Source organism: uncultured Marinobacter sp. (genome assembly GCF_963974375.1).
Classification (GTDB): Bacteria; Pseudomonadota; Gammaproteobacteria; order Pseudomonadales; family Oleiphilaceae; genus Marinobacter.
The window spans coordinates 1-14,067 of sequence record NZ_CAXBDN010000096.1; the positions used below are offsets into that span (position 1 = coordinate 1).

General features: G+C 57.7%; 13 protein-coding genes and 1 pseudogene. 5 read left to right on the plus strand and 9 right to left on the minus strand.

Translation table 11 applies throughout. The features are described from left to right. From AAC035_RS09960 to AAC035_RS09970, 3 genes and pseudogenes are all read left to right on the plus strand, one after another. A pseudogene (locus AAC035_RS09960) lies at nt 1-223 on the plus strand (serine protein kinase RIO); the annotation flags it as partial. 186 nt (nt 224-409) lie between these two features. Beyond that, entirely contained in the window at nt 410-1,861 is a 1,452-nt protein-coding gene (locus AAC035_RS09965; protein ID WP_339803306.1) for an acetamidase/formamidase family protein, read from the plus strand. An 85-nt stretch (nt 1,862-1,946) separates the two neighbouring features. Beyond that, nucleotides 1,947-4,397 carry an acetamidase/formamidase family protein gene (locus AAC035_RS09970; protein WP_339803334.1) on the plus strand — a complete coding sequence of 817 codons (2,451 nt, stop codon included), beginning with the start codon at nt 1,947-1,949 and terminating at the stop codon, nt 4,395-4,397. Here the strand turns inward: AAC035_RS09970 and AAC035_RS09975 are convergent. After that, entirely contained in the window at nt 4,350-4,946 is a 597-nt protein-coding gene (locus tag AAC035_RS09975) for a PEP-CTERM sorting domain-containing protein (protein ID WP_339803309.1), read from the minus strand. The two genes, AAC035_RS09970 and AAC035_RS09975, sit on opposite strands and share 48 nt — an antisense overlap. Nucleotides 4,947-5,183: 237 nt before the next feature. Between AAC035_RS09975 and AAC035_RS09980 the strand changes: the two genes are divergently transcribed. Both AAC035_RS09980 and AAC035_RS09985 read left to right on the plus strand, forming a co-directional pair. Next, nucleotides 5,184-5,633 (plus strand): thioesterase family protein, encoded by a 450-nt coding sequence (locus AAC035_RS09980; RefSeq protein WP_339803312.1) that lies wholly within the window; start codon nt 5,184-5,186, stop codon nt 5,631-5,633. 118 nt (nt 5,634-5,751) lie between these two features. Next, on the plus strand, nt 5,752-7,167 hold the full coding sequence (locus tag AAC035_RS09985; RefSeq protein WP_339803315.1) for an aminotransferase class III-fold pyridoxal phosphate-dependent enzyme: 1,416 nt from the start codon (nt 5,752-5,754) through the stop codon (nt 7,165-7,167). Nucleotides 7,168-7,268: 101 nt separating this feature from the next. Here the strand turns inward: AAC035_RS09985 and AAC035_RS09990 are convergent, their stop codons facing one another. From AAC035_RS09990 to thrS, 8 genes are all read right to left on the minus strand, one after another. After that, nucleotides 7,269-7,634, minus strand: coding sequence for a MerR family transcriptional regulator (locus AAC035_RS09990; RefSeq protein WP_339803318.1), 366 nt, complete (start codon nt 7,632-7,634; stop codon nt 7,269-7,271). Further along, nucleotides 7,615-7,917 carry an integration host factor subunit alpha gene (gene ihfA / locus AAC035_RS09995; RefSeq protein ID WP_339803320.1) on the minus strand — a complete coding sequence of 101 codons (303 nt, stop codon included), beginning with the start codon at nt 7,915-7,917 and terminating at the stop codon, nt 7,615-7,617. The genes AAC035_RS09990 and ihfA overlap by 20 nt, the downstream gene beginning before the upstream one ends. Nucleotides 7,918-7,919: 2 nt before the next feature. Next, on the minus strand, nt 7,920-10,292 hold the full coding sequence (gene pheT / locus AAC035_RS10000; RefSeq protein WP_339803323.1) for a phenylalanine--tRNA ligase subunit beta: 2,373 nt from the start codon (nt 10,290-10,292) through the stop codon (nt 7,920-7,922). A gap of 89 nt (nt 10,293-10,381) precedes the next feature. Beyond that, the gene (gene pheS / locus AAC035_RS10005; RefSeq protein WP_339803326.1) at nt 10,382-11,380 is read right to left on the minus strand and encodes a phenylalanine--tRNA ligase subunit alpha; all 999 of its coding nucleotides are present in this window, start codon (nt 11,378-11,380) and stop codon (nt 10,382-10,384) included. Nucleotides 11,381-11,651: 271 nt separating this feature from the next. Continuing rightward, entirely contained in the window at nt 11,652-12,005 is a 354-nt protein-coding gene (gene rplT / locus AAC035_RS10010; RefSeq protein ID WP_339803329.1) for a 50S ribosomal protein L20, read from the minus strand. A 27-nt stretch (nt 12,006-12,032) separates the two neighbouring features. Beyond that, the gene (gene rpmI / locus AAC035_RS10015; protein ID WP_007151842.1) at nt 12,033-12,224 is read right to left on the minus strand and encodes a 50S ribosomal protein L35; all 192 of its coding nucleotides are present in this window, start codon (nt 12,222-12,224) and stop codon (nt 12,033-12,035) included. Between the two features lie 92 nt (nt 12,225-12,316). Next, nucleotides 12,317-12,862 carry a translation initiation factor IF-3 gene (gene infC, locus AAC035_RS10020; RefSeq protein ID WP_339803336.1) on the minus strand — a complete coding sequence of 182 codons (546 nt, stop codon included), beginning with the start codon at nt 12,860-12,862 and terminating at the stop codon, nt 12,317-12,319. Next, the coding region (gene thrS, locus AAC035_RS10025) for a threonine--tRNA ligase (protein ID WP_339803331.1) at nt 12,859-14,067 on the minus strand (1,209 nt) is incomplete at its 5' end. The genes infC and thrS, both read right to left, overlap by 4 nt.

Below are 14,067 nucleotides of genomic sequence, written 5' to 3' on the forward strand. Positions count from 1 at the left end.
CTTCGGACGATTTGCCCCGGAGCTGCTCGCTACAGACTACGGCAAGGAAATCTGGAGCCTGTATGAAAGCGGTGATCTTAACCCGCACAGCAAGCTGACAGGCCGGTTCGAGCACGATGATCACAAGGCCGATGTGGACGAATTGATGGCGGTTATCGATGCCGCCAAAGATGAGGAGCGGGAACGCCAGGAACGGATGAGTGATGACGAGGAGGACGACTGATCACGCTGGAGACGGCAGCGCCTCCTGACCGGAACCAGCCACCTTGCGTTCGCAACAGATCACCGGCCGGCGTCAGAACGACAAGTATTAGTGCGCCAGCAGACAAGACACGCTTACCCACTCGAATCACCATGGCATCAGGAACCCACCATCAGGGTTCGATGCCACGAACGAGGGGTAACATCCATGACCAATCACATCTGCAACGCATCCTGCAATCACGGAATAACCGCTGAAAACGAGAGCGATATCCGCGAGGAGTTCGACACCGCCCGCCGCTCATTTCTGAAAACAGCTCTGATGGGCAGTGGTGCGGTTTCGCTCGGCGCCATGGGCGTCACCATGTCACCCATGGCCGGCGCAGCGACATCCTCAGCTGGTGCCAGCGGCTCCGGCCCCATGCATTATTTTATTCCGGCAACGGCCGAAACCGTTTTATGGGGCCACTTCAGCAAGATCGCGAAAGCGGTGGTTGAAGTGGAATCGGGCGATTTCGTGACCATCGAAACCCTGACACACCACGCCAACGACGATGCCGATCGAATGGTCAAGGGCGATCCCGGCGCCGAAAGCGTCTTCTTCTGGGACAACAATCGCAAAGGTGTTGACCGGCGCGGTGCCGGTCCCATGGACGCCGAAATCGGAGCCGGCGCCGGCGCCGGCGTGCACATCTGCACCGGCCCGGTCCGCATCAAGGGAGCCGAGCCCGGCGATGTGCTGGAGGTACGCATCGCGGATGTGTTCCCGCGACCAAGTGGCAATCCAGACTTCAAAGGCAAAACCTTCGGAAGTAACGCCGCTGCCTGGTGGGGCTTCCACTATGGCGACATGCTGACCGAGCCGAAGAAGCGTGAGGTCATCACCATTTTTGAGGTTGATGCGACAGGCGAGCGCAACTGGGCGAAAGCGGTTTACAACTTTCGCTGGACGCCTCAGAAAGACCCCTTCGGAGTGGTCCATTCCACCATCGACTATCCCGGCGTGCCGGTGGATCACTCAACCATTTCCAGGAACAACGATGTTCTGAAAGACATCCGCATTCCAATCCGCCCTCACTTCGGCACCATCGGTGTCGCGCCGGCAGAAGCAGACATTGTGGACTCAATACCGCCCAGTTACACCGGAGGCAATATTGATAACTGGCGCATCGGCAAGGGCGCCAAGCTGTTCTTTCCGGTCGCGGTGGACGGTGCCAACTTCTCTGTTGGCGACCCCCATGCCTCCCAGGGCGATTCCGAGCTTTGCGGAACCGCTATTGAATGCTCACTCACCGGGGTTTTTCAGTTCATCCTGCACAAGAAAGCAGACCTGCCGGACACGCCCCTGGCGGAGCTGAACTATCCGCTGCTGGAAACCCAGGATGACTGGGTGCTGCACGGGTTCAGCTATGCGAACTACCTGGCAGAGCTGGGCGCCGGTGCCCAACAGGAAATCTACAGTCAGTCATCGGTCGACAAAGCGCTCCGGGACGCTTATCACAAAATGCGACATTTCCTGATGAACACCCAGAAACTGAGCGAGGACGAAGCGATTGCGCTGATGTCGGTAGCCGTCGACTTCGGTATTACGCAAGTGGTTGACGGCAACTGGGGTGTCCACGCCATCCTGAAAAAGTCCATGTTCCCTGCCCGCGCCTGAGGCTGATCCGGACAATGGCACCCACCTTGCTTCAACCGGTGGGTGCCCTCCTGTTCAGCCTGAAAGGAAAACATCTGTGACCGGAATGTACCGACTCTCCACCAGAGACATACCGCCCGGATTGCGTGAACCCAACTGGGCAGACGTGCTTGCAAAGCTTGAGCTGCGCTATGGCGGGAATTCCATCCCGGTGCTGGATGAAACTGCCGGTGCTACCGTCTCCTGTTCCACCCGACAATCACTGTTCGTGCGCCTGAACGGGAACAGCCAGACCCTGTGCAGTCAGCCCCGGGACCGGATCCGCTCCGGAAGCACCATGCTGGTGCTGACGGTGCTGGAAGGCACCATGCAGGTGCTGGAACACGGGGTGTCGGAGCAGCTTGGTCGCGGCGGCATAATTCTTCTGAATCCCGACCAGGACTGGCAGCTGCTATTGAGCGACAACTTCCGGGCGATGGCGATCAGACTGGAATCCACTGGTTTTCTGCTGCGCCTGGTCAGAAGCGGCCGGGCTGGTACCAATCGTATCCACACCGACCATGGCGTCGGAGCCCTGTGCCTGGACCTGATTCACTCCATCGCAGGTCAGCTGGAAAATCTGGGCGCTCAGGAGCTGACGGTGATTGAGACCAATCTGTCAGAAATGCTGATAACCGCCTTATCCAGAGAAACCGTGGCAGACGTCGACGACAACACCAACGTGCAGCTCCTCCATCTGCGGCGGCTGTGTGGCGCGATTGACGGCCGGCTGGGCGATCCGGACCTGAACATTGACCAGATTGCAGAACAGGAAGGGCTCTCCACCCGTTATCTGCAGAAACTGTTCAGGAACAGCGGCACCACCTTTTCAGAATACGTAAAGCACCGCCGGGTACAACACTGCTGTCTGGATCTGGTCAACCCCGCGCTTGACGGCTTCAGTATCGCTGAGATCTGCTTTCGTTGGGGCTTTAACGATGCGGGTAATTTCAGCCGGGTATTTTCACAGATCATGAAGGTGTCGCCCAGGGCCTACCGTGCATCGCCTCCTCCCGATCCCCGCCAGCACCTGCACCGGGGCCAACCCCACTCCTGGCTTCACACCGGCCCTCACCCGGAATCTGCCGGCGGCAACCATCTGCACAAACGCCAGCAACCGTTCAGGGACCTGCTCCATGACCACACGCGATATGCGCTATCCCTCCATCTCGCACCGAAACGTATTGCCACTACCCATCGCAAGCCATCAGAACGTCAAAACAGACCAGAACACTACTATTTGCCGGCGTCTGACCGGACCGTTCATTGGGGGTACTTCAGTCGCGACATTTCGCCGGTACTGACCATCTGTTCCGGCGACATTGTTACCGTGGAAACCCTGTCTCAGCACGCGTCAGACGACTGGGAACGCATGATCGCAGGGGATCCCGGAGCCGAGGCGGTCTTTCACTGGACCGCCGACCGCAAGAACGTCGACCGTCGTGGCGCAGGGCCTATGGATGCCAGTGTCTGCGGCCGTGGTGCCGGCGAAGGCTTCGGGGTTCATATCTGCACGGGTCCGATATACATCCGTGACGCAGAGCCCGGAGACGTGCTTGAGGTCCGCATCCTGGATATCCAGTCCCGCCCCAGCTGTCATGCTGATCATGAAGGCCGATGCTTTGGCAGCAACGCGGCGACCTGGTGGGGCTTCCACTACCACGATATGCTGACAGAACCAAAAAAACGCGAAGTGGTGACCATTTACGAGGTGCACCAACGACCAGCCCCCCACGCCCGAGCGGTCTACAATTTCCGCTGGACACCACAGACTGACCCTTTCGGTGTGCGCCACGAGACCATCGACTATCCCGGTGTCCCCGTTGACCACGACACCGTTCACAAGAACTACGGCGTGTTGCAGAAAGCCCGCATACCGGTGAGACCACACTTTGGGGTGCTGGCGGTCGCCCCGCGGGAAGGCACAACCGTCGACTCCATTCCGCCAAGCTACTTCGGTGGCAATCTGGACAACTGGCGTGCCGGTAAAGGCTCCAGCCTGTTCCTGCCGGTCTCGGTCAAAGGCGCGCTGTTTTCTGTCGGGGATCCCCATGCCTCCCAGGGAGACTCAGAGTTGTGCGGCACGGCAATCGAATGTTCCCTGACCGGGGTATTCCAGCTGGTGGTCCACAAACGCACAGCTCTGCAGGGCCGCTTTTTGGAGAATCTGTCACACCCGTTTCTGGAAACGCCGGAGGAGTGGGTTATTCAGGGACTCAGCTTTGCGGACTATCAGGCCGAACTCGGCGCAAAGGCACAAACGCAGGTATACAAGGATTCCTCCATGGAATCCGCCATGCGTGACGCCTTTCGTAAAACCCGCCATTACCTGATGACGGAGCACCAGCTGACCGAGGACGAAGCCATCTCCCTGATGTCCGTCGCTGTTGATTTTGGCATCACCCAGGTGGTCGACGGCAACATCGGTGTCCATGCCGTCATCCGCAAGTCGGTGTTCCCTGACTGGCCGTCAGCGCCACCCGAGACGACGTCGGGCCAACAGTCCGGCAAGCCCTAACCCCAGCAGTGCCAATGTGTCTGGCTCCGGCACGGATACCGGAGACGCGATCCCGGAGGGATCCATTGCAATCGGGGCGGAGATAAAGAAGTGCGTCATCACCGGACGGTGCAGCCAGTAGTCGCTGTCTGGATTGCCGTTGCTCAGGTGCAAGGTGGACCAGATATCCTCCGGAAAATGATTGTTGAGCTGTGCCGAATACGGCTCAGTGGCCGGAGGCCACAACAGAAAGACCAGATCGAAGGTGCCGGTCTCTCCGGTCAGCTCATTGACCCCGTTACCTTTGCCGCCAAGTACCACATCAGCGCCATAATACTCGTCGACCCTCTGCAGCGGAGATGGGTTCATCTCCCAGCTGAACACCAGCTCGTCGGCTTCCAGCCGGCCGCCAATCACGGCGTCCAGCCGCGTATCCGCAAGCAGGTAGCCGTTTCCGGAAATCAGGTGCTCGGAATCAAAGGTTTCAAACTGAAGGTCGTAACGCAGCAACGTTGCGTGGGCGGGCAGCGCCAGTAGCAGCGCCGGAATCAGCAGTATTATCCTGTTCATGAGTTAATTCCTTTTACGTTGGTCCTGGCCAAACCCCGGCCTCAAATATAAATTTGACCACAAGCCGGTCGCCGCAAACCAGTGTCGCCATCTACTCCATTAGCGGCACTGAATCCCGCCTGCAACCGGGTCCGGGCAAAGCCCCGACGGATTGCCGGGTCTCCCGTCCTTCGGGTATGCTCAGCGGTCATCAATAACCACAACATCGTTCGGACTCAGCGGTTCCGGAGACCAGCAATGCAATCACAAGACTTTCATTATTACCTTCAAGTCCGTTACGGCGAATGCGATGCCCAGAAGGTGGTCTTCAACGCCCGTTACGGCGATTACGTTGACCTGGCCGCCAGTGAATACCTGCGGGCCATATGTCCGCGAGAGCAGTTGCCGCAGGGAGAGTTCGACTATCAGGTGGTCAAGCTGACAATCGTATGGAAAGCCTCCGCCCGTTTCCGTGACGTACTTGCCATCGCGGTGCGGACCAGCCATATCGGCAATACTTCGTTCACGATGGATCTGGACATACACAACCAGGAAACCGGCCAGCTCCTGGCCACCGCCGAAATGACAGGCGTTGCGGTGGATGTCCATACGGTCGAGAAAATGACCATCCCCGAAGCCATGCGTGACGCCATGACTGCGGACGGCAAAGGTCTGCGGGTTGATCATGCGGGGTTGTTTTCGGCGTAGCGGGACGTCCATTACCCAATCTCATGGCGCTTTCACCGGACGAAACGGGCGTCAGTGGCTACACTTGCCCCGGCCAGCCAACGAAACAAGCGATCAACAAAAACAACAAGAGGTCCCCATGAGCACAGCACACGAGTCCACCGACGTCATCACCCCGGAGGCCCTGCAAGCCTTGCCACAACCTCTGGAAACCAAGGGCGACTGGGATCATGTATTCTCCTACCATCCCATGGACCGGGTGCTGGAGCGGGCAGAAGGCATCTATCTCTACGACGACCAGGGCCAGCGCTACATTGATGCGTCGGGTGGGCCCTTCGTGATGAATCTGCCCCACAACCACCCTCGCATGAAAGCGGCCATCACCGATCAGCTCGAACGTTTCGCCTACCCTCACCCCACCATGGCGAACCCGGAACGGGCCCGCTACGGCAAGATGCTGGCGGAGATTCTGCCGGGCACGCTGAACACCTCCTACCTGGTATCAGGGGGGTCCGAGGCGGTGGAAACCGCGTTCAAACTGGCTCGTCAGGCGCAGATTGCCCGGGGGTTCCCGGACAAGTTCAAGATCATCAGCCACCGGGACAGCTACCACGGCATGACCCTGGCGGCCCTTGCCGCCTCTCACAACCCGGTTTCCCAGCGCCATTTCGTACCCATGATCCAGCAATGGCCCAATGTGCGGCAGTACAGCGATTTTGACCGCCCCGATGGGGTCAGCCGCGAGGACTGGGGCGTGCAGTGCGCCCAGGCCCTGGAAGAGGTGATTCACTACCAGGGACCCAGATCTGTTGCAGCTTTCATTGCCACCCGCCACGGCAGCGGCCCGGACTATGCCACGGTGCCACCAGTCAGCTACTGGAAGACGATCCGGGACATCTGTGATCGCTATAACGTGCTGCTGATTGCGGATGAGGTGGTTACCGGCTTTGGTCGCACCGGGCGCTGGTTCGGCATGGAACACTTTGATGTCGAGCCGGACATCATGACTCTCGGCAAGGGCATTTCCAGTGGCTACATCCCGTTCGCGGCGGTGGCCATTACCGATGCCCTCAAGGCCACCTTCACGGATACCAATACGGGGTTTGTACACGGTTTCACCATGGGTGGGCATGGCCTTGCCTGCGCCGCCGGCAAGGAGGTCATCCGGATCATCCAGGATGAGAATCTGCTGGAAAACTGCCGCACCCAGAGCGAGCGGCTGTTCAGCTACCGGGACCAGCTGATGGCTCATCCCACCGTAGCCGATGTACGTGGCTGGGGGTTGTACATGGTCGCCGAGGTGGTCAGGGACAAGAACACCATGGAATTCTTCGAGCCGGACCAGAACGCCGAGCGGTTGTTCCAGGGTATTGCCCTGAAGAATGGCCTGGCCCTCTACGGCACGCTTTATGGGCCCCGGCGCCAGGCCGCCTTCCGCCGCGGAATTCCGATCTGGATTTCACCGCCCCTGACGATCACCACTGAACAGGTGGACGATCTGATGGCACGCCTGCTGGATACCTTCTCGGAATGGGAGCAGAAGGTATTGTCGTGAGGTGAAGGTGACCGCGTCCCGACCGGTCGGGAGGGGACAGCCACAACAAAAAAGCCGGAACAGCGTCCTGTTCCGGCTTTTTTTACATCCGTGGCAAAGGCTTACTTCAGGGGCGAGTTCAGCACACCCAACACATCTTCCAGCTCGGTAATCATCTGGCGAATCAGCTGCTTGTATTGGGTGGTGTCATCTTTGATCTCATGGCTGCTCAGCTTTTGCTTGGCGCCGCCAATGGTATAACCCTGATCGTACAGCAGGCTGCGGATCTGGCGAATGGTGATTACATCGGCCCGCTGGTAATAGCGACGATTGCCCCGACGCTTGACTGGCGACAGCTGGGGAAATTCCTGCTCCCAGTATCGCAGCACGTGAGCCTTGACGTGGCAAAGATCGGCTACTTCACCGATGGTGAAATAACGTTTACCCGGGATAACGGGTAATTCGTTGTTATGACTCGGTTCCAGCATAGGTCTCTACTTTTTGTTTCAGTTTCTGGCCTGGCCGGAAGGTCACCACACGACGGGCGCTGATGGGTATCTCCTCCCCCGTTTTCGGATTCCTTCCCGGGCGCTGTTTCTTGTCACGCAGATCAAAGTTGCCAAAACCGGACAACTTGACCTGCTCGTTGTGACTCAGTGCGTCTCTGATTTCATCGAAAAAAGCTTCGACCATTTCCTTGGCTTCACGTTTATTGAGGCCGAGCTCCTCATACAGCTTTTCTGCCATTTCCGCTTTTGTCAAAGCCGCCATTCCTAACTCCTCAGTGTCGCCTCCAGCTCTTTCTGCAGGGCGCTCACTACGCCGTCAAAGAGCTCGTGCACTTCGTCATCGTTAAGTGTGCGCTCAGGATGCTGCCAGAACAGGCTGAGGGCCAGGCTACGTTTGCCTTCGCCCAGTTTTTCCCCTTCATAGACATCAAAAGCGCGCAATGCTGTCAGACGATTACCGGCATTGTTGCGAACCACCCGGTCTACGTCTGCAAACGCAATCTCATTTCCGATAATAATAGCCAAATCACGACGAACTTCCGGGAATTTTGAAAATTCTTTGAAATTAGGCACATATCCGGAGAGGATCGGGTTCAAGAATAGCTCAAACATCAGGATCGTGCCATCAACATCCAGTTTTTTCTGAACCAGCGGATGCATCGCGCCCAGCCAGCCAACCGGCTGATCTTCAAGGAACAGTTGTGCCGTCTGCCCCGGATGCAGTGCCGGATGGCTACCGGCCGCAAACCGGATGTTGACCCCCAGCAGCTGGAACAGGGACTCCAGCTCACCTTTGACATCATAAAAATCAGCGTCACGGCGACCATTAGCCCAGTTTTCAGACAGTTGTGAGCCAGCCACAATACCGGCCAGCATTGGCTGCTGATCAATGCGATCACCCTCACGAACGAAGCGGAGACCGGTCTCGAACAGACGAACCCGCGACTGCTGCCGGTTCTGGTTGTAGCCCAGGGTCTTCACCAGACCGCTCCACAAGGTGGTCCGCATGACGGCCAGATCCGCGGAAATAGGGTTCGCCAAGGCAATGCCTTCCCGCTGCGGGTCGAGGATTTCCTGGATTTTCGGATCCACAAAGCTGTAGGTAATCGCTTCCTGGTAGCCACAGGAAACAAAATAGTTCTGCACCGCTGCCACCGGACGCAGGGCTTCCGCCTTTGGCCGCATGGTCAGGGAGCCGGTCGGCTGGGTGACCGGCAGATTGTTATAACCGTAAACCCGGCCGACTTCCTCAATCAGGTCTTCTTCAATAGAGATATCGGGACGGTAGCTGGGCCCCCGCACCGTCCAGGCCTCACCCTCGCGACTGATAATCTCCAGGCCAAGACCGGCCAGAATGTCGTCAACCCGCTCACGCTCGATGTCCATGCCCAGCACCGCGTTGAGGCGACCGGCACGCACCGTCACTTGCGGTGCTTTGGGGAGATGGGCTTCGCTGATCGCTTCGACGATTTCTCCGGGCTCGCCGCCGGTAATATCCAGCAGCAGTCTGGTCGCACGTTCCATGGCGGTGCGGGCCAGCTGGTAGTCCACGCCTCGCTCGAAACGGTGGGAGGCATCGGTATGAAGGCTGTAATGACGGGCCTTGCCGGCCAGGGCAATGGGTTCAAACCAGGCGGATTCCAGCACGATGTCCCGGGTTTTTTCGCTGACACCGGAATGCTCCCCCCCCATGACACCGGCAATGGCCAGGGCCTTGCTGTGATCGGCAATGACCAGGGTGTCTGCGGTGAGTTTGACGGTCTGACCGTCCAGCAATACCAACTCTTCCTCCGGCTGCGCCATACGCACCACTATGCCACCTTCGATTTCAGCCCGGTCAAAGGCATGCAGCGGCTGACCCAGCTCCAGCATTACGTAGTTGGTGACATCCACCGCAGCGTCGATGGAACGCACGCCGCTGCGGCGCAGTTTCTCAACCATCCAAAGCGGTGTGGGGGCTGACAGGTCCACATTGCGGACAATACGGCCCAGGTAGCGGGGACAGGCCGCCGGCGCTTCCAGAGCCACAGAGACCACGTCCTGGTGAGTCGCCGGTACCGGTTCAATGGCAGGTTCACACACGTTCAGGCCGTTAAGAACGCCCACTTCCCGGGCCAGACCGCGAATGGACAGACAGTCGGCGCGATTCGGCGTCAGATCCACGTCAATGGTGACGTCATTCAGACCCAGGTAGTCCGCAAGATCCTGGCCCACGGTCGCGTCTGCAGGCAACTCCATCAGCCCCTCATTGCTTTCCGACAAACCCAGCTCTGCTTCGGCGCACAGCATGCCGTTGGAGGGCTGGCCACGAAGTTTCGCCGCCTTGATCCGGAAATCCCCGGGCAACACCGCGCCCACGGTGGCAAAGGGGACTTTAAGCCCTTCACGGACATTCGGCGCGCCACAAACCACCTGCACAACCTCGGCCCCACCGGCGACCTGACAGACCCGTAATTTATCCGCGTCCGGATGCGGCTCCACTTTGAGCACCTCACCCACGATGACACCGCTGAACTCGCCGGCGACCGGCTCAAAGCCGTCCACTTCCAGGCCCGCCATGGTGATCTGGTCCACCAGCGTCTGGGTATCACTGGCGGGGTTTGCCCATTCTCGCAGCCACTTCTCACTGAATTTCATCGTGTATGCCTTTATCCTGATGCGATATTGCTGTCTGTGGCCCGGACTCTGGATAGCCGGGCATCGCGTATAACGGGATCAAATCTGTTTCAGCGGAATTGCCGCAGGAAGCGCAGATCGTTATCAAAGAACATCCGCAGATCGTTGACGCCGTAGCGGAGCATCGCCAGCCGCTCAACCCCGAGACCGAATGCAAAGCCCCGGTATTCCTCGGCATCAATGCCGCAGTACCCGAACACTTTCGGATGCACCATGCCGCACCCCATCACCTCCAGCCATTTCACCGAACCATCCGGATTGCGCCCCCACTCAATGTCCACCTCAGCTGAGGGCTCGGTAAAGGGAAAGTAGGATGGCCGGAACCGGACCTGCAGGTCTTTCTCGAAGAACACCCGCAGGAACTCCCCGATGGTACTCTTCAGATCGGCAAAGCTGACGTTTTTCTCCACCAGCAGACCTTCTACCTGATGAAACATGGGGGTATGGGTCATGTCGGAATCGCAACGATAAACGCGGCCGGGACAAATCATCCGGAACGGCGGCTTGCCCACTTCCATGGTGCGGATCTGGACCGGTGAGGTATGGGTGCGTAGCACGGTCACCGGATCAAAATAGAAGGTATCGTGCATGGCGCGGGCCGGGTGGTGGCCTGGAATATTGAGGGCTTCGAAGTTGTGATAGTCGTCTTCGATTTCAGGACCCTGCTCGACACTGTAACCGGCACCGGCAAAGAATTGCTCGATGCGTTGCAGGGTGCGGGTGACCGGATGCAATCCCCCCAGATCCTGGCCGCGACCCGGCAGGGTGACGTCAATGGATTCGCGCGCCAGCCGGTCGGCAATGGCGGTTTCTTCCAGGTCTCCGCGCCGGGCGTTAATGGCCTGCTCGACCTGGCCCTTGGCTTCGTTGATCTTCTGCCCTGCGGCCGGGCGTTCTTCGGCACTGAGCTTGCCCAGGGTTTTGGCCTGCTGGGTGATCACCCCTTTTTTGCCAAGGTATTCAACACGCAGTTGATCCAGCGCCTGCAGACTGTCCGCCTGCGCGACCGCTGCAAGACCGTCCTGAACGAGTTGCTCCAGGTTTTCCATTGACCGTGCTCCAAACCAGAAAATGGGATGAGAGAACCTACACATTGCCGCGGTTGTGTGGCAGCTGACTGACAGGCGGATCGGCCATGCTGCTCCGGCGTTGTATCGGACATCCCCGGATGATGTCTTTTAATATGATGCCTGGCGGGTGACGGTCAGAAAACCGTCAACCCTGAAACAAAAACAGGGGAAGAGCGCGGCCCTTCCCCTGTTAAGAGCGGAGCCTGACGGCACCACTCATCGACCGAAAATCGGTGAAAGAGCTAAGCGATCAAAGCGCCGCTTTTGCTTTCTCAACCACAGCGGCAAATGCCTGCTGTTCGTTCATGGCCAGATCGGCCAGAACCTTGCGATCGATTTCTACTTCAGCCTTCTTCAGACCTGCGATCAGACGGCTGTAGGACAGGCCGTTAGCGCGGGCACCCGCGTTAATACGGGCAATCCACAGCGCACGGAACGCACGCTTGCGGTTACGACGGTCGCGGTAAGCGTACTGACCGGCTTTGATAACCGCCTGTTTGGCTACGCGGAATACACGACTACGTGCTCCGTAATAGCCTTTGGCCTGCTTGAGAATCTTTTTATGACGGCGGCGTGCTACGACGCCACGTTTTACGCGGGGCATATACTAATCCTTCTTTGAACCGGTTAATTAACAGGCAGTCATACGTTTGATAGAAGCAACATCCGATTTGGCAATAAGCTTGGTGCCACGCAGCTGACGCTTACGCTTCGGGCTCTTCTTGGTCAGAATATGACTTGTGAAGGATTGCTTGTGCTTGAAGCCAGTCGCAGTCTTTTTGAACCGCTTGGTGGCCCCGCTTTTGGTTTTCATCTTGGGCATTTTTAGAACTCCGCATTCTTTTTTAAGTACATAAAATGTGAGCCTGAACGACAAATCCCCCGCCGTTGCGGGGGACCTGCAAACCCTTCAGGTCACTTCTTTTTACGGGGCGCGACAACCATGGTCATCTGACGGCCTTCCAGTTTTGGCCGCTGCTCTACCTGGGCGTGGTCTGCAATGTCCACTTCGATGCGTTCCATGAGCTTCATACCGATTTCCTGGTGTGCCATCTCACGGCCGCGGAAGCGGACAGTGATTTTTCCACGGTCCCCGTTTTCAAGGAAACGTAACAGGTTGCGTAGTTTTACCTGATAATCCCCTTCTTCCGTCCCTGGCCTGAATTTCACTTCTTTTACCTGGACCTGCTTCTGCTTTTTCTTGGCAGCAGCCTTGGCCTTCTTTTCTTCAAAGACCTTCTTGCCGAAGTCCATTATCTTACAGACGATCGGATCGGAGTCCGTAACCTGAACCAGGTCTAACGATGCTTCTTCCGCCCGCTTGAGAGCATCCTCAATGGATACAATGCCTACCTGCTCGCCTTCAGCGTCGATAAGTCGGACTTCTGTTGCATCAATATTTTCATTAATAGGTACGCGTGGTGCGCGACCACCCCGATTCGTTCGCTGTTTGATAATCAGTTCTCCGTCTTGGTTCTGCCTTTGCGCTCGACCTCTGCAGACAGCAGGGATTCAAACGCTTCCGGCGTCATGGTTCCGAGATCTTCCCCTTTGCGGGTTCTCACCGCAACGGCGCCGCTCTCGACTTCTTTATCGCCGATAACGACCAGATACGGAACCTTGTTTAAAGTATGCTCGCGGATTTTAAAGCCGATCTTCTCGTTTCTCAAGTCAGCATTTACCCGATAGCCTGCATCCTGCCATTTTTTCGTCAATTCTGCACAATAATCTGCCTGTCGATCGGTAATATTCAGGACAGATACCTGTGTCGGTGCCAACCAGGTCGGGAAAGCGCCTTCGTATTCCTCGATCAGAATACCGATAAACCGCTCAAATGAGCCCAACACAGCACGATGCAGCATCACCGGTGTGCGCCGCTCGGAGTTATCGGCCACATACTGGGCCCCGAGGCGCCCCGGCATGGAAAAGTCCACCTGAATGGTGCCGCATTGCCAGACCCTGCCAATACAGTCCTTCAGGGAGAATTCGATCTTCGGCCCGTAAAAGGCACCCTCGCCTGGCAGCAGTTCCCAGTCCAGACCCTGACGATTCAGGGCCTCTTCCAGCGCGGCCTCGGCCTTGTCCCAGACTTCATCCGAGCCTACCCGCTTTTCCGGCCGGGTCGACAATTTGTAAAGAATCTGTTCGAACCCGAAATCCTCGTACACTTCGTGCAGAAGATCGATAAACCGGGACACTTCGTCCTGGATGGCGCTTTCTTCGCAGAAAATGTGCGCATCGTCCTGGGTAAAGCCCCGTACCCGCATCAGCCCGTGGAGCGCACCGGATGCTTCATTCCGGTGACAGGAACCAAACTCTGCCAGGCGCAGCGGCAGGTCCTTGTAGCTTTTCAGGCCCTGGTTGAACACCTGAATATGACAGGGGCAGTTCATGGGCTTGATGGCAAAATCGTGCTTTTCGGATTCAGTGGTGAACATGCCCTCATGGAACTTGTCCCAGTGGCCTGACTTTTCCCACAGTACCCGCGACACCACCTGGGGTGTCTTGATTTCCTGATAACCATGGCGACGCAACTTGTCGCGCATGTACTGTTCGATTTCCTGATACAGGGTCCAGCCATCCGGGTGCCAGAATACCATGCCCGGCGCTTCTTCCTGCATATGGAACAGGTTCAGCTTCTTGCCGATCTTGCGATGGTCCCGCTT